At 51.7% G+C, this 15184-nt stretch carries 15 protein-coding genes; 7 read left to right on the top strand and 8 right to left on the bottom strand.

The window, feature by feature from the left end:
• Window positions 1-30: 30 nt before the first annotated feature.
• The 6 genes from lpfE to ACLJRU_RS06495 all read right to left on the bottom strand — a co-directional run bounded on the left by lpfE (window position 31) and on the right by ACLJRU_RS06495 (window position 6741).
• Complete coding sequence (lpfE, locus tag ACLJRU_RS06520; RefSeq protein WP_001541093.1) at window positions 31-558, bottom strand: long polar fimbrial protein LpfE; 528 nt, start codon at window positions 556-558, stop codon at window positions 31-33.
• Between the two features lie 5 nt (window positions 559-563).
• On the bottom strand, window positions 564-1643 hold the full coding sequence (lpfD, locus tag ACLJRU_RS06515; RefSeq protein ID WP_023235366.1) for a long polar fimbrial protein LpfD: 1080 nt from the start codon (window positions 1641-1643) through the stop codon (window positions 564-566).
• A 17-nt stretch (window positions 1644-1660) separates the two neighbouring features.
• Window positions 1661-4189, bottom strand: a complete 2529-nt coding sequence (gene lpfC, locus ACLJRU_RS06510) for an outer membrane usher protein LpfC (protein WP_187790635.1) — start codon at window positions 4187-4189, stop codon at window positions 1661-1663.
• 22 nt (window positions 4190-4211) lie between these two features.
• Complete coding sequence (lpfB, locus tag ACLJRU_RS06505) at window positions 4212-4910, bottom strand: long polar fimbrial chaperone LpfB (RefSeq protein ID WP_001082123.1); 699 nt, start codon at window positions 4908-4910, stop codon at window positions 4212-4214.
• A gap of 84 nt (window positions 4911-4994) precedes the next feature.
• Window positions 4995-5519, bottom strand: coding sequence for a long polar fimbria major subunit LpfA (gene lpfA, locus ACLJRU_RS06500; RefSeq protein ID WP_001519917.1), 525 nt, complete (start codon window positions 5517-5519; stop codon window positions 4995-4997).
• A gap of 517 nt (window positions 5520-6036) precedes the next feature.
• Entirely contained in the window at window positions 6037-6741 is a 705-nt protein-coding gene (locus ACLJRU_RS06495; RefSeq protein ID WP_000637070.1) for an autotransporter outer membrane beta-barrel domain-containing protein, read from the bottom strand.
• A 156-nt stretch (window positions 6742-6897) separates the two neighbouring features.
• Here ACLJRU_RS06495 and tag point away from each other — a divergent pair, with 156 nt between their 5' ends.
• Both tag and ACLJRU_RS06485 read left to right on the top strand, forming a co-directional pair.
• The gene (tag, locus tag ACLJRU_RS06490; protein WP_023235368.1) at window positions 6898-7479 is read left to right on the top strand and encodes a DNA-3-methyladenine glycosylase I; all 582 of its coding nucleotides are present in this window, start codon (window positions 6898-6900) and stop codon (window positions 7477-7479) included.
• Window positions 7457-7897, top strand: coding sequence for an N-acetyltransferase (locus ACLJRU_RS06485; RefSeq protein WP_000619902.1), 441 nt, complete (start codon window positions 7457-7459; stop codon window positions 7895-7897). Before tag ends, ACLJRU_RS06485 begins: the two co-directional genes overlap by 23 nt.
• Here ACLJRU_RS06485 and ACLJRU_RS06480 read toward each other — a convergent pair.
• Window positions 7866-10199: a molybdopterin guanine dinucleotide-containing S/N-oxide reductase gene (locus tag ACLJRU_RS06480; protein ID WP_011264408.1), complete on the bottom strand. Its 2334-nt coding sequence runs from the start codon at window positions 10197-10199 to the stop codon at window positions 7866-7868. The two genes, ACLJRU_RS06485 and ACLJRU_RS06480, sit on opposite strands and share 32 nt — an antisense overlap.
• A gap of 152 nt (window positions 10200-10351) precedes the next feature.
• On the opposite strand from ACLJRU_RS06480, the gene ACLJRU_RS06475 reads away from it, so the two are divergent.
• Together ACLJRU_RS06475 and ghrB are read left to right on the top strand one after the other, a co-directional pair.
• On the top strand, window positions 10352-11014 hold the full coding sequence (locus tag ACLJRU_RS06475; protein WP_000747548.1) for an OmpA family lipoprotein: 663 nt from the start codon (window positions 10352-10354) through the stop codon (window positions 11012-11014).
• 218 nt (window positions 11015-11232) lie between these two features.
• A complete protein-coding gene (gene ghrB, locus ACLJRU_RS06470; RefSeq protein WP_000804686.1) occupies window positions 11233-12207 on the top strand; it encodes a glyoxylate/hydroxypyruvate reductase GhrB in 975 nt (324 codons plus the stop codon).
• 49 nt (window positions 12208-12256) lie between these two features.
• Here ghrB and ACLJRU_RS06465 read toward each other — a convergent pair whose 3' ends face one another.
• Entirely contained in the window at window positions 12257-12967 is a 711-nt protein-coding gene (locus tag ACLJRU_RS06465; protein WP_001541097.1) for a DUF3053 domain-containing protein, read from the bottom strand.
• A gap of 438 nt (window positions 12968-13405) precedes the next feature.
• Between ACLJRU_RS06465 and ACLJRU_RS06460 the strand changes: the two genes are divergently transcribed.
• The 3 genes from ACLJRU_RS06460 (at window position 13406) to cueP (ending at window position 14909) form a co-directional block, all read left to right on the top strand.
• On the top strand, window positions 13406-13696 hold the full coding sequence (locus ACLJRU_RS06460) for an HTH-type transcriptional regulator (protein WP_000455790.1): 291 nt from the start codon (window positions 13406-13408) through the stop codon (window positions 13694-13696).
• A gap of 287 nt (window positions 13697-13983) precedes the next feature.
• Window positions 13984-14196, top strand: a complete 213-nt coding sequence (gene cspA / locus ACLJRU_RS06455; protein ID WP_000014594.1) for an RNA chaperone/antiterminator CspA — start codon at window positions 13984-13986, stop codon at window positions 14194-14196.
• 173 nt (window positions 14197-14369) lie between these two features.
• Window positions 14370-14909: a copper-binding periplasmic metallochaperone CueP gene (gene cueP / locus ACLJRU_RS06450; RefSeq protein ID WP_000047148.1), complete on the top strand. Its 540-nt coding sequence runs from the start codon at window positions 14370-14372 to the stop codon at window positions 14907-14909.
• Window positions 14910-15184 lie beyond the last annotated feature (275 nt).

The raw sequence follows: 15184 nt of genomic DNA, 5'->3' as shown, positions 1-15184 counted from the left end.
GAAAAGGGCCAGCGAACTGGCCCTCAGTGATTATTCGTATGTGACGCTAAAATTCACCGTCGCATTCGCTGGGCCAACGGTGGCATCCGGCTTAACAGGCACATAGCTGGCGATATAGTTCAGCTTGTTAGTACCATCAAACCAGACGGTGTGTTCTACGGGTGTAGAGTCGGTACTGGAGGGGTATTGTTGCTCCCCACCAGACGTTTTAATTTTTAACGCCACGCCCGTCGCGCCGCCGCTATCCAGGGCAAAAAGCGAGGGGTCAGTCGGGTCTGGAGAACCGTCCATCGTAACGCTGGCCTTTGTGGCATACGCGCAATCTTTTAAGCCGATGCTAAAGTTTTTCTGGTTCAGCTCTTTACCCACTTTTACCGGGCGCTGAAGCACCACGGTCTCCATATTGACGTCGATACTGTCGTTTTCCAGTTCACAGGTAGCCGCCTTAATAGTAATGGTAAAGTGGATATCACCAGCAGAACCGATATTCGACGGTGCCGCCATCGCGGAAGCGGTAAGCAGTAAACACGCTGGCATCAAAGCATGAAGGTTTTTCATCCTGCTTACTCCACATCAATACGCATGGTGGCAATTCCCTCGAAATCCCCGGCGGCCGGCAATTTGCCAGTGGTGCTGATGGGGTAAGCCGAAATGGTCGTTGAGGCGGTACGGTGCGTGTCGTCAACAAGACCCGATACGCTCAGCTCCTGATTAACACTGGCGTCATTTGGCACCAAAATTTTACCGTTAGCGCCCTCAATGACGGCACCGATATCCGGGTTGCCCATGTCGATGGCATTCGAATCATTAGCGTTTGGCATTCCCTCAATACGCAGGAAGATCTTTACGCCATCGGAAATATTGGTGCATTTAAACTGCAGCTCTTTGGTGAATTTCGTGGCGTTCTTTGCAACTTGTCCTTTGCGATCTTTAAAATCAGTGGCCTTAAATTCCCCAAACGGAATTTCCAGCGTGCTGCCGCTGGAGAGTTCACAGCCCTGAGGTACCGTAATTGAACCACTGATATATACAGACGACGCAGGTATACTGCCATATACACTGGGTTTCTTTGTCACAAAAAGGTCCATTATTTTGGTGCTAGGTATAATACTTTCACCCACAAACGGATGGAGAATATAGAGCGATAAGTGACCTTTGCCACCGGATGTCCATATTGCATCTTTACTACTTGCATTTTGCGAACACTGAGAGCGGTTGTTTGTCAGGTTACCTACATTCTCAAACAGTGTGTTAACGTATTCTCCTCGTCCCCCCGAAATCAGTACATCGCTCGCAATGGCAATATTATTATTGATCTGGTAATAGGAGCGACTCTCTATATTCGTAACAAAGGCCAGAGGAACCACAGCCTTAAATAAGGTGTCATTTATAAGAGAGGTATCATCAGGGCATTCACAGGACATCGCATAGGTTCCACCTAAATTCCAGCTATCGAAATCTACGAAGGTCGCACCCGTTGTGTTCTTTGACGTATCTGAAACTGTTTTATTTATGGTGGCACTGAAGATATGTGTTCCACCTTCAGGAGTACATGGTCCAAAATCTGCCGCTGCCAGCGCCTGCCCCGAAAACAGCACCGACCCGCCCAACAGGCCCGTAAACATTATCAACTTTTTCAACATAATCGTTTCCTTCCCTGTTACCGGCAGACGGCATTCGCCATCACCACGCCGGTATTATCCTGTTGTTCCGGCAGCGTAAACGCCACGCGGCATTGCTGTGCCTGGTCTTTACCCCAGTTCACCTGAAGGGCACCTTTCTCCGGCATCCCGCTGATATAAAGCTGACCGTCTTCACCCACAATGCTGCTGGACTCTTTTGTGGTATCCAGCAGCGTGGCGGTAGCACCAAACGGCACCGCTTTGCCATTGGCCTGCGTCAGATTCATCAGCACGCGATAGCCCACTCGGGTATCGCAGCGGGCACAAACAATCGCGCCGCGTGTCGGCACTACGTTGACGGAGGCGGTATCCAGGTCAACCTGGTTGTTCAGGCTGTCGCTTCGCAGTGAGACTTCCGTTTCACGGTACGGAGTAAGGTAAGGCACGACCGCATTACCCATCCAGTCCACTTCCACACCACCGTTGTTGATCACGTGCGCGCCGCGCGCGCCCGGCGCGGAGATAATGGCCATGGATTCACCCAGCGGTTGAGAAAGAGTGATACCTTCGCTATGGGCTATCACACCGCCGCGCAAACCGTAGTTCACCTGCTGGCCGTCACGGTTGTAGTTGTAACCCAGGCTGGCGCTACCCACGCCGCCCTGGTAATCCAGGTTCACGCTGCCGCTGTTACCCACGCCGTTGCTGCCGTAGCCTTCCTGCACACTATAGTTCAGGTTGTGGTCTTCCAGCGCGGTGCCGCTCACCCCTAACTGCTGGTTGGTTCGGCCATGCTGATCGGTCGTGAGGTGGTAGTTACTCCACACGCGTCCCAGTGGAATCGACATGGAGAATGACAGTAAACGATCGCTCTCATCCCACTCCGGGCTTTTCGTCCAGGTGTAAGCAACGCTGTAGTTCACGCGGCCAATACGGCCGTTATAACCGGCATTCAGCGAACGCTGTTTACCTTCATCGTTCCAGTAGTCCTGCTGCGTGACGTTAAAATAGACCGAGCCCCAGGCGCCCAGTTGCTGCGTCACGTTGCCCTGAATCTGACTACGTTTGTGGTACTGGCTATAAGAGCTGTCCGCATCGCTGCGCACATCCGTCGCTTCCTGGAAGGTGTAATAGCCGCTGGTCGAATACTTGTAACCCAGCAGACGGAAATCTGTACCGCTGTTAAAGCTCTTGGAGTAGAGGAAACGATAAGACTGACCTTCCGAATTCTCCTCATTTGCCAGCTTGCTTTTTGCCTGGGTTACATCGATGGAGATCGCGCCGATATAACCGAAGATTTTACCTAATCCTCCCGCCAGCGAGTAATAGTCGTCAGAGAAGATCGCACCACCGTAAACGGTAAAGCCATATGGCAGGCCGTACATGGCATCAAGCTGCCCGAATTTCGGCTCGGCGCTGTTATAGTTCCCGGCACGGTATTCCCCGGCGGAAAGGCTGTACTTGAGATGGCCTTCACGCTGGAGGAGCGCCACCGAGGAGAACGGCTGAACGAACTTCTGCTCACTGCCGTCCGATTCTTTAATGGTGACCGTCAGGTCGCCGCTGTTTGAGGTTGGATACAGGTCGTTAATTTCAAACGCACCCGGCTGAACAAACGTACGGTAAATAACGTAGTTGTTCTGCTCAACGGTAACTTCGGCGTTACTTTTGGCAATACCCCGGATGACGGGCGCAAACCCGCGCTGGCTGTCAGGCAGCATCTCTTCGTCGGAGGTTAACTGCACACCGCGCATCTGAACGCTGTCAAAAATATCACCGGCAGTGGAGGTATCCCCCAACGTCAGCCGTGATTTCAACGGTACAATGGCACGGCTTAAGGATGTGCCAATGTTATCCCATGTGTTGTTACCGTCGTTTCGCGTCCAGGTGCTATAGTTACGTAACCGCCATGCCCCCAGGTTCATACCGCTGCGCAGATTCAGATAGTAGCTGTCGCTGTTGTAGCTGGTTTCACTGTCGTGTGCGTCATAGCTGGCGTTGCTGCCGGAAAAGTTATAATCCACCAGCAGGGCATTCACCCCTTCGTCCCACTGCGATTCTGGCACCGTACCGCGCGCTGTCTGCTTCATCGCAGCCTGCGGGAAGCTCATGATCAGGGTCTGGTCTGCAAAGTCGAAATGGCTGGCGGCCTGGGGAATAATGTCGTCAAAAGCAACACAGGCTTCAGGCGGGGCCATTTTCAGCGCCGGGAAGCTATCAATACGCACGCCCATATCTTCAAGCTGCACGCGGCTTAAGCACGGCACTAGGGATTCACCCATTTTTGCGCGCTGCGCCTCTGTCGCTGCCTTAAACTCCAGGGTGCGAGACTCCATTTTTTTTTCGTTGACCACCACCGAGACGTGGTATTTACCTGGCAGGTGTTCAGCTTTATTGGATTCATACATTGAAAGGTCAACGTGCTGATCAATACCCGGCACATCCTCCAGAAAGCGCGGGTTAAATGTTCCCGCATACGCGGGGAGCGTACCCGCTATCATCAGCGCAAGCGCAGACTGCGTGAAACGCGAGGTCTTATTGCCCAGAGGAAGATGCGTCCATGTCATAGTAATAATCCTTTAAAACGTGTTAGTTAACGCGCTGTGTCAACATGTCGCCAGCCGTGCCAAAGTCATTAATAATGTTGTATTTAACTTCGCTTACCTTGCCGGTGCCGGCTGGCAGTTCAATATTCAATGAGCCTTTTGCCGGAACCATTCCCGTTTTTTCAATATCACGGCCGTTGGCATAAAATTTATTAAACGTCAGGTTAAAGGCAGATGGGTTTTCCACTTTGATCTGGTTAGCCCCTGCGCTGGTGAACTGCAGTTTGTTCCAGCCGTCCATGCTATTGCCTTTCAGGCCCGCCGGGCGATAGAACAGTTTTAAGCGGGTACGTACGGCGATCTGCAGTACGTTTTTAGCTTCCGCGTCTTCACTTTTGGCAGGAATAGCTTTTACGTTAATCCAATAAACGGACTCGCGATCCTGCGGTAACGTGTTCGTCGTATTAACAATACGTAAAACGTTATTTTTAGTCGGGCTTAATTTAAATAACGGTGGAGTGATGATAAAGGGCGTCTTTTTATTACCGTTAGCATCATCAATCCATGACTGAATGAGAAATTCATCCGTGGTGCTTTTATTATTTACCGTAAGAGAAGCTTCCTTTCTACTACCGTCATAAATAACACGCGTGCTGCTTAATGCCACGCCTCCGGCAAAACTGTTTTGAGCAATCAACGCCAGCACCAGTGCTGTGCAAGATATCAAACGTGAGCGGTTCATGATTCTCTTCCTGAGCCTCCGCTGGAAAAAATGGCAACGGGATTTCCGTTGCCATTATGATTGTCTGTATTAACGAAAATTCGATTATTCGTAGGACAGGTTGAAGTCCACTTCTGCGTTACCGTAACCAGTGGTTACAGTATCTTTTGTTGCAACGTAGTTAGCGGTGTAGTACAGCACGGTCTGACCAGCAGCCAACGTAGTGGTGGATTTACCGGTGTTCATTTCAACAAGCTTGTTAGCGTTGTCGTAGATACCGATGCCCACGCCAGTTGCCGCACCTGCTTCAGTGTTAACAGAAACCAGTGTCGCATCGTCTGTATCACCAACGCCATTGAAGCTTACGTTAACTTTGGTATTAGAGGTGATGTCACAGTCTTCCAGTTTGATCTGGAAAGGCTTAGAAGAAGACTTGTCGCCAATGGCTTTGAAGATATTTTTCTTAACCTGACCCAGCACAACTTCCTGGTTCTGGGAGTCAGTAGAAACGACGCATGGCGCGTCAACGATTTCACCGGTGAATTTAATGGTGCCGTCACCAGATTCAGCAGCGAAAGCAGAAGTGGAAACTACAGCGAGAGCAGACAGAGCAAAAACAACCTTTTTCATTAAAAACTCCATTTATGACGGTAGATAACAGAACGCATCCTTAGGATTATCTGCATTCTGTGAGGAAATGGAGTGTATAGAGGTGGGTATTGGATACTATAATTAGTATATATAAAAATAATTGTTAGTTAATCTTAAAAAGAATAGAAATCAATATGTTACAAATGCAACGTACATAAATGTAATTTTTTATTAAGAATAAATTAATATAATTAATATATTATTTCTTCCTATTCATAAATAAGTTAAATGTCTTCCTTATTTATTAGACGTTTTTTTAACTACAATTGATTAGGTATTTGTGCTAAATAAAAAAAAGGGCACCAAATGGGTGCGCTGTACGCCTGGTGTTGCATGTGTTACGCAGACGCTTCGCTAACCCCCTCCCGCTGCGGCTGGCGAATAGTGGTGGAAAGTGCCAGCGAGATGATTAACAGCGCAAAGATAACGCAGAAGGTTAGCACCCTACTTCCGCCACAAGAGCTGTTATCACTGCGTTTCGATTATAATTTTTAAGTTAAAACCTAGCGCTCACCCCCAGGGTATACAAATAATCGCTATCCGTAGCGCTATTTTCCGCCTGGGAAAACGCCGCATACGCCGCCAGGTGCGGGTTAAGTAACACGTCCGCGCCTACGGTGACATCCAGCCAGTTTCCCGCCTGATTTCCTGCGGTCATACGACTCAACCCGGACTGCGCTTTCCAGATATTCTCCCCAAACTGTTGGTTATAGCTGATTTGCGCCCAGGGACGGACATCGCCGAACTGCGAGTTTACCCGCCAGCCTAACGTACTGACGCTGGCGTGCCATAACGGATCGGTAAACGCTAATGTCGTCGCGCTATCGCCATATTCGTTATACATTGATGACGTCGAACCGTCGTAATGCAGCGCCGCGACCGGCCCAGTGGTTACGCGTCGGGAAAGAGGAAAATTCCAGCCCATACTGATACCGCTGGTCGCATCAAGCGGGGTTTCATCCGCCAGGCTAAGCACCGGCCCCACCGTATTTTGCGTAGACTGAATACGTTCGGCCAGTATGTCGTTGTAATTCGGTTGGTGATCGCTGTCCCAGGTATAGCGTTCCGTCGTATGCCCCGGAGCCGCTTCAGCGATATATTCTTGTTGCCAGGCATATGTGGTATTGATAAAAAACGAGCAGGCCATAAGGCCCGCCAGACAACGCAATGTCCGGCGACCACGGCGTTTTCTTACAATCATCAACGCGACTCCAGAGTAGAGCCGAATTCGGCGATATTATTGTCATTGAATGAAGGATGTCGGGCATCAGCCCTGTATTAACTATTGTCCTTTTAGCGGGCCCGTCAAGGCGGGTTGAAGGAAATTTTCGCGGTAACCACAATAACGAGGAAGTCTATGCAGCGTTGCGACTGGGTCAGCCAGGCCCCCCTTTACATTGCCTATCATGATAACGAGTGGGGCGTACCGGAAACCGATAGCAGAAAGCTGTTTGAAATGATCTGTCTTGAAGGTCAACAGGCCGGTTTATACTGGATCACCGTGCTTAAAAAGAGGGAGAACTACCGCGCCTGTTTTCATCAGTTTGACCCGGTACGCATCGCAGCTATGCAGGAGGAGGATGTTGAACGCCTGCTGCAGAACACAGGCATCATACGACATCGCGGTAAAATTCAGGCCATTATCAGTAACGCCCGCGCCTGGCTTGCGATGGAGCAAAACGGCGAGTCTTTCGCCGATTTTGTCTGGTCATTCGTTGATGGCCAGCCGCAGATCACCCAGGCGGCCAGCCTGGATGAGATCCCTACCTCAACACCTGCGTCCGATGCGCTTGCTAAGGCATTGAAAAAACGCGGTTTCAAGTTTGTCGGTACGACTATCTGTTACTCCTTTATGCAGGCGTGCGGACTGGTCAATGACCATATTACCGGCTGTTTTTGCCATCCGGGAGAAAAACATGATTCGCAAATCCCAGAGTGAAGACATGGCGTCTATTCTGGCGCTGTGGATGAAAAGTACCATTTATGCCCATCCCTTTATCGAAGAACGTTACTGGCACGAGAGCGAAGCAATTGTACGCGACGTCTATTTACCCGCCGCGCAAACCTGGGTATGGGAGGAAAATGGACAACTGAAAGGCTTCGTCAGCGTACTGGAAGCCCGTTTTGTCGGGGCGCTGTTTGTCGCCCCCGACGCGTTAAGACACGGCATTGGCAAAGCGCTTCTGGAATATGTCCAGCAACGTTTTCCTCTGCTGAGCCTTGAGGTTTACCAGAAAAATCAATCCGCCGTAAACTTCTACCATGCGCTTGGTTTTCGTATTGAAGATAGCGCCTGGCAGGAGGATACCGCCCACCCCACCTGGATTATGAGTTGGCAGGCGGATCAAACGCCGTAAGCGGTAGCGCCGGGCCGGTATATTTCTCAAACCAGACCAGCGCGGTGTTGCCCGCACAACCGTTCCCCAGCCGGGAACTGGGAAGATCTTTTGTCAGGACGTTTACCGCACCGTTTTTGCATATGCCGCCTGCGGTAGGTTCAGGGTCCGGCCATGCGCCTTCGTGAATACAGATCACGCCAGGCCGAATTCCGTCGGTAACGACCGCGCCCGCCAGAACCTGCCCGCGATGATTCCAGACGCGTACCGTATCGCCATCGACGATTCCGCGCGTTGTCGCATCCTGCGGATGAATCGTCACAGGTTCGCGTCCGGCTACCGCATACCGCTCCCGTAACGAACTGTAGTTGAGCTGGCTATGCAGACGGTGCGCCGGATGCGCGGAAAGTAGCTGAACCTGCCCCGCATCGGCGTTCCCGTGCCACTCATCCGGCACCAGCCACATCGGATGACCGGGACAATCCGCGTAACCATAGCTGGCAATGCGCGCAGAATAGATTTCGATTTTGCCGCTGGCCGTTTTTAGCGGATGGTTATCAGGATCGCGGCGAAAATCCGCGAAGCGCACAAACTGCGCGTTGGCGGGATTTTCCGGCATCTCCAGTAAACGGTTAGCCTGCCAGAATGCGGCAAACGGCGGCAGCGTCACCCCCTGGCTGGCGCCACGCTGGGCGGCAATATTGTAGAAAGTCTCCAGCCACGCCAGCTCGCTTTTTCCTTCGGTGAACCGAGCGTAACCGCCGGCTTCCCACCGTTCGCTCAGTTCAGCAAAAACGTCAAAATCATTCCGCGCCTCCCACCGGGGCGACACGACCTGCTTCATCGGCGCCAAATGCTGATTGCTATAGTCGCCGGTCATGGTTAAATCGTTACGCTCATAGCTGGTGGTCGCAGGCAGAACAATATCCGCGTGTTTCGCGGCGGCCGTCCAGAAACATTCCGAGATAACGACCAGTTCCGGTTTTTGCCACGCGCGAATCAGACGGTTGGTATCCTGATGATGGGTAAAGTTCGCGCCGCCCGCCCACCAGATAAAACGAATATCCGGGAAGCGGCGATCCATCCCATTGTGTTGGTAAAACCCACCGGGGTTTTCCAGCGCCTCGACAATACGCGCCACCGGTATTTTATCTACCGCATCGACCCCGCCAGGGATGCTTCCCTGCATCGAGGCTAACACGGCGGCGCGGCGCATCGGGTTTCCGCCGTTAGCAAAATGATAAGAAAAACCAAACCCGCCGCCAGGCGTACCAATTTGCCCCAGCATTGCGGCCAGCGTAACGATCATCCAGTGCTTTTGCTCGCCGAACTGCTGACGCTGCATTCCCCAGCCAGCCATCAACATGGTGGTGTTATGATGAAATATTTCTGCCAGTTCGCGGATTTTCACCGCAGAAACGCCGCAAATTTCCGCCGCCCATTCCGCTGTTTTGGCCGTACCGTCGGTCGTGCCCAAAAGATAGTCGGCGAAGCGGTCATAGCCCGTCGTGCAGCGGGCAAGGAACGCTTCATCCTGCCAACCGTTTTCCACCAGCGTATGGGCGATCCCCAGCATTAACGCCACATCGGTGCCCATATGTGGGGCGATCCACTCCATCTTATCGCCAAAAAAGTCGACGCTTTCCGATCGCATTGGATCGATGCAGATCAGGCGTTTGCCGCTTTGTCGCAGCGCCGCAAAATAGTCGAGCCCCTGTTCATCCGAGGAGTTCCAGGCAATTTTCAGAGTATTCAGCGGGTTCGCGCTCCAGAGCACCACCACCTCGCTATGTTCCAGCACCACCGGCCAGCTAGTCTGCTGCTGGTAAACCTCGTTGCCACCCACCACATAAGGCATGATAGCCTGCGCCGCGCCGGTGGAATAATCGCCAAGATGGCCGGTATCCCCTCCCGCCAGCGCCATGTAACGCTGCAATAGCGTAGCCGCTTTATGCAATACGCCGTTCGAACGCCAACCGTAGGAGCCAGCGAAGATGGACGATGGTCCATAACTTTCGCGAATACGTTTGTGCTGAGCGTGGATCAGATCCAGCGCATCATCCCAACTTACGCGAACAAACTCATCCTGCCCGCGTATGCCTTGCGGCTTATCGGGAGAAGCCAGGAACCCTTTACGCACCATCGGGAAGCGAACCCGCGTTTTACTGTGAACCTGGTCATGCACAACGGTTTGCAGGGAATTTTGGTGTGCCGTCGGGAGTTCGCCATACGAGGCAAAAATGCGTTCTCCGTCGGTTTCAACGCGGACTGGCCCCCAGTGTGCGGCGGTCAATACCGAATGACGCGATGGTGCGTGGGTCAAGGTTCGCTCCTGAATTATTGGGATTATTTATTTTGCCGATCAATGTTACTTACAAATTTCAGAGTTTTCCCTGGAATTTTCTTCATGTGCAGACGTCATAATCAACCGCCACGGTCGCTGTGGTAAAAATAAAAAAGTGATAAGGATTTAAGATGAAAAAACGTGTATTTGTGATTGCTGCCATCGTGAGCGGCGCCCTGGCAGTATCTGGCTGCACAACAAACCCTTACACCGGCGAACGCGAAGCAGGTAAATCCGGCATTGGCGCGGGTATTGGATCGCTGGTCGGCGCAGGCATCGGCGCGCTCTCCTCCTCAAAAAAAGATCGCGGTAAAGGCGCGCTGATTGGCGCGGCGGCTGGCGCGGCGCTGGGCGGCGGCGTGGGTTACTACATGGACGTACAGGAAGCGAAACTGCGTGACAAAATGCGGGGCACAGGCGTTAGCGTGACGCGAAGCGGCGATAATATCATTCTGAATATGCCGAATAATGTCACCTTCGACAGCAGCAGCGCGACGCTGAAACCGGCAGGCGCTAACACGCTGACCGGCGTGGCGATGGTGCTGAAAGAGTATCCCAAGACCGCCGTCAATGTGGTGGGCTACACCGACAGCACCGGTAGCCACGATCTGAATATGCGTCTGTCGCAGCAGCGTGCTGACTCCGTCGCCAGTTCGCTGATCACCCAGGGCGTTGACGCCAGCCGTATCCGTACCAGCGGAATGGGTCCGGCGAACCCGATCGCCAGCAACAGTACGGCAGAAGGTAAAGCGCAAAACCGCCGCGTCGAAATTACCTTGAGTCCATTGCAGTAAACTACCGTACCGGGTAAGGCGGCATGCTTTACCCGGCCTGCATTATTCCCTCGCCAGACCGGATACACCTCGCATTATTCGGTATTCATTCACCATTTACCACGATACGGCTGCCGACAACGGGAAAATCGGCTGGTCGATTATTGCTAAGCGGGTTAATAATAAGCCTGTTCCGGTTGGCGCATGCCGCGCTTACCTTTTGATTTACGGAGAGTCGCATGAAGCCGTCCATCATTCTCTACAAAACCCTGCCTGATGATTTGCTACATCGCCTAGAGGCGCATTTTACCGTCACCCAGGTACCGAACCTGCATCCGGAAACGGTAGCGCGACACGCGCAGGCATTTGCCAGCGCGCAAGGCCTTCTGGGCGCCAGCGAAACCGTTAACCGCGCGCTGCTGGAAAAAATGCCGGCGCTACGCGCGGCATCAACCATCTCGGTGGGATACGATAATGTCGAGGTGGACGCCCTTACTGCCCGCAAAATAGTCCTGATGCACACGCCTACCGTTTTGACGGAAACCGTTGCCGATACGGTGATGGCATTGATGCTGGCCACTGCCCGCCGCGTGGTGGACGTCGCAGAACGGGTTAAGGCGGGTGAATGGACAGAAAGCATTGGCCCGGCGTGGTTTGGCGTCGATGTCCATCACAAAACGCTCGGTATCGTTGGGATGGGGCGTATCGGGATGGCGCTGGCGCAGCGAGCGCACTTTGGGTTTACCATGCCGGTTCTCTATCACGCCCGTCGGCGGCATCAGGAGGCGGAAGACCGGTTTAACGCCCGCTACTGCGATCTGGATACGTTGTTGCAGGAGGCTGATTTTGTCTGCGTGATCCTGCCGCTAACGGCAGAAACGCGACATCTGTTTGGCGCAACACAGTTTGCCAGAATGAAATCGTCCGCCATTTTTATTAATGCCGGACGCGGCCCGGTGGTCGATGAAAACGCGCTGATTGCCGCGCTGCAAAACGGTGAAATATATGCGGCAGGTCTGGATGTCTTTGAACAGGAACCGCTATCTGTGGATTCGCCCCTGCTGAACATGTCTAATGTCGTCGCGGTGCCGCATATTGGCTCGGCAACGCATGAGACGCGCTACAACATGATGGCCTGTGCGGTGGATAATTTGATTGATGCGCTGCAGGGAAAAATAGAGAAGAACTGCGTCAATCCGCAAGCGGCGGGATAACGCTACAGGCCCGATAAGCGCTGGCTTGCGCTTATCGGGCAGACTGTCATTACTGGGTCGCGTTTACCGCCGCCGTCCAGGCCTGATTAAACGCCTGATGCTGCGAGGCCAACGGCCCAATCAGCGCATTATATTGGCTGGCCTGCTGTGAGGTCGGGAACTGAATGCCGTTCGCGACAAAGCTCACCTGCTCGCCCTGTTGCGCAATATAATCGCCCACTTGTACCAACTGCTGCGTAAAGATCTGCGCCGCCGGGATCAGCGGCTGCAAAGCATCTGCCGGCACGGTGACTACTTTTTTGTAGACCTGATCAAACACAGGTTTCAGGTCATCGGCCTGCTTTAACGCGCCATGCGCGGCATCAGCCTGCAGTTTTGCATTCTGCAACTGTTGCGCCAGCACGCCTAACGAACCATTTGCCTGCCGCAGCGGCCCGCGTTGCGTCATATAATCCTGCGGAACGCGGATGGCGTTAACGCTATCGACCACCGGGCGCAGACCGGAATCCATCGCCTGGTTTACCTGCTGCGAGTAGCCATACAGTATCGCGTAATCAGACACGAACGGACCAAACTGTTTTTTCTGATCGGCCGTCAGCGTTGGTAAACGCTCTCCGCTACGCATTGCTGTATTCTGCAGGAAATCGACAAACGCTTTGCGCTGATCGCCTTCTTTATCAAAACACCCGCTCAGGCTAAACACCATTAATAACGCCACAACAGGCGCAAACCAGCGAGAGCAGGACTTACCTGTCGCCATTGTTAATACTCCTTTCACCCAAAAATGCGCACAACGACACCTGCGTGCCTGACGGCTTACAAGGATAGTCCAGGTCAGGCTTGCAGGATACCCTTTCCACGCGATCTTGTAGCGGAAAATTATGTTTATCTGCATCAATGCTTAATTTGTTATTTTATTGTTAATTTTTGGTCTGACACTGCGATAAAAAACGCGGCAAGAAAGCTTTCCAGCGGGGGATGTAATATTTTTTTAATCTTTACAATTATTTTCTGAAAGACGGATATGCCTTCCTGGATCAAATTGTTAGCGTCCTAAAAGTCGCGTAGCGTAAGGCATCGAAACGAATCGATAGCGCTTCCTGGCGGCGCGTCGCCCCCCACCCGCAAGTTTCCCGACTATTCTTAAGAGGCTTCGATGCACTTCACGATCCCGCTGTGTGATTTACAGGAGTTCTCAATGGAATATAAAGATCCGATGTTTGAGCTGCTGAGCAGCCTGGAACAAATTGTTTTTAAAGATGAAACGCGAAAGATCACCCTGACGCAAAAACCCAATCCTTTTACCGAATTTGAACAGTTACGGAGAGGGACGGGACTAAAAACAGATGAATTCGCCAGAGCGCTGGGCGTAACGGTTGCCATGGTTCAGGAATGGGAATCGAAACGCGAAAAACCCACGCCAGCAGAGCTCAAATTGATGCGCCTGATACAGGCGAACCCACGCTTAAGTAAGCAATTGATGGAGTAATTTTTACCCCTTTCTGTTTTAACGGTCCTGCGTAAGGACCGTTTTCCCCGCCCGATTCCTGGCCTGGAGAAATAAAGTAAAATAAAAGTTGCATCGCCCGGCATTACATGAGTTAATGTGCTCAACGGTTTGACGTACAGACCATTAAAGCAGTTTAGTAAGGCAAGTCCCTTCAAGAGTTATCCATTAGATACCCCTCGTAGTGCGCATTTCCTTAACGCTTAAAAAATCTGTAAAGCACGCCATAACGCCGAAAGGCACACTTATTTTTTAAAAGGTAATACACTATGTCCGGTAAAATGACTGGTATCGTAAAATGGTTCAACGCTGATAAAGGCTTCGGCTTTATTACTCCTGATGACGGTTCTAAAGACGTGTTCGTACACTTCTCCGCCATTCAGAACGATGGTTACAAATCTCTGGACGAAGGTCAGAAAGTTTCCTTCACCATCGAAAGCGGCGCTAAAGGCCCGGCAGCTGGCAACGTAACCAGCCTGTAAGCTTAAAAAGCTCAGAATTTTGAATCCCTGCCTGATGGCGGGGATTTTTTTTATTCCAATTCCCCCCTCTCCCCCAGCATAACTTTGCATTACTTTACCCTGCGTTCCTTTGACCTTTCCCTTAGGGGAACCCCTATAGTAGGCAAGGAGATTGTTCACAAGGAATTGAAGTTATGTCGAAATCATCATGGTTATTACTTTTGGGTTTATGCGCCAGCGGCTCCGCGCTTGCGGCATCCTCAGAATCCGCTTTTCTGGCGCAACATGGGCTGGCGGGAAAAACGGTTGAGCAGATCGTGGATACGATTGATCAGACGCCGCAGAGCCGTCCTTTGCCTTACTCCGCGTCGATTACCAGTACCGAACTCAAATTATCTGACGGAGAGCAGATTTATACGCTGCCGTTAGGCGACAAATTCTATCTCTCTTTTGCGCCCTATGAATGGCGGACACACCCCTGTTTTAACCACAGCCTTTCCGGCTGTCAGGGAGAAATGCCGAATAAACCGTTCACTGTAAAAGTGACAGACAGTAAAGGCGCTGTCATCGTACAAAAAGAGATGCAAAGCTATCGAAACGGATTTATCGGTGTTTGGCTACCGCGCAATATGGAAGGGACGCTCGAAGTAAGCTACAACGGTAAAACGGCGTCACATGCCATTGCCACCAGAGATGACAGCCAGACCTGTCTGACGGAATTACCATTACGTTAAAAAAATGCCCGATAACATAATGGGTTATCGGGCCTATAAAACGCCAACAAGATAAAATTAACAGAGTGCCTTGAGAATGCATAACGCCACAAGAATGGCAGAGGTGGGCTCACTTTGTACTGACCCCAAAACCTAGACAGATTAACCGAGGCATCAGCGAAAGAGTCCATTTAATACATGGGCTCTTTTTTGTTTCTGTGACCCGTCCTGAATAGCGTTGACACGTTCCAGACTTAAATCCGGAGAACGTAATGATGACTGAGTTCAAACGCCCC

Origin of the sequence: Salmonella sp. SAL00653, from assembly GCF_046552515.1 — a bacterium.
GTDB lineage: Bacteria > Pseudomonadota > Gammaproteobacteria > Enterobacterales > Enterobacteriaceae > Salmonella > Salmonella enterica.
Note: the sequence above shows the minus strand (reverse complement) of the source record. Positions and strands in the feature narration are given on the sequence as shown.

Bases quoted from the DNA above. Each gene is read 5' to 3' on its own strand.
- lpfE (WP_001541093.1), bottom strand. From the start codon at position 558: ATGAAAAACCTTCATGCTTTGATGCCAGCGTGTTTACTGCTTACCGCT.
- lpfD (WP_023235366.1), bottom strand. From the start codon at position 1,643: ATGTTGAAAAAGTTGATAATGTTTACGGGCCTGTTGGGCGGGTCGGTG.
- lpfC (WP_187790635.1), bottom strand. From the start codon at position 4,189: ATGACATGGACGCATCTTCCTCTGGGCAATAAGACCTCGCGTTTCACG.
- lpfB (WP_001082123.1), bottom strand. From the start codon at position 4,910: ATGAACCGCTCACGTTTGATATCTTGCACAGCACTGGTGCTGGCGTTG.
- lpfA (WP_001519917.1), bottom strand. From the start codon at position 5,519: ATGAAAAAGGTTGTTTTTGCTCTGTCTGCTCTCGCTGTAGTTTCCACT.
- ACLJRU_RS06495 (WP_000637070.1), bottom strand. From the start codon at position 6,741: ATGATTGTAAGAAAACGCCGTGGTCGCCGGACATTGCGTTGTCTGGCG.
- tag (WP_023235368.1), top strand. From the start codon at position 6,898: ATGCAGCGTTGCGACTGGGTCAGCCAGGCCCCCCTTTACATTGCCTAT.
- ACLJRU_RS06485 (WP_000619902.1), top strand. From the start codon at position 7,457: ATGATTCGCAAATCCCAGAGTGAAGACATGGCGTCTATTCTGGCGCTG.
- ACLJRU_RS06475 (WP_000747548.1), top strand. From the start codon at position 10,352: ATGAAAAAACGTGTATTTGTGATTGCTGCCATCGTGAGCGGCGCCCTG.
- ghrB (WP_000804686.1), top strand. From the start codon at position 11,233: ATGAAGCCGTCCATCATTCTCTACAAAACCCTGCCTGATGATTTGCTA.
- ACLJRU_RS06465 (WP_001541097.1), bottom strand. From the start codon at position 12,967: ATGGCGACAGGTAAGTCCTGCTCTCGCTGGTTTGCGCCTGTTGTGGCG.
- ACLJRU_RS06460 (WP_000455790.1), top strand. From the start codon at position 13,406: ATGGAATATAAAGATCCGATGTTTGAGCTGCTGAGCAGCCTGGAACAA.
- cspA (WP_000014594.1), top strand. From the start codon at position 13,984: ATGTCCGGTAAAATGACTGGTATCGTAAAATGGTTCAACGCTGATAAA.
- cueP (WP_000047148.1), top strand. From the start codon at position 14,370: ATGTCGAAATCATCATGGTTATTACTTTTGGGTTTATGCGCCAGCGGC.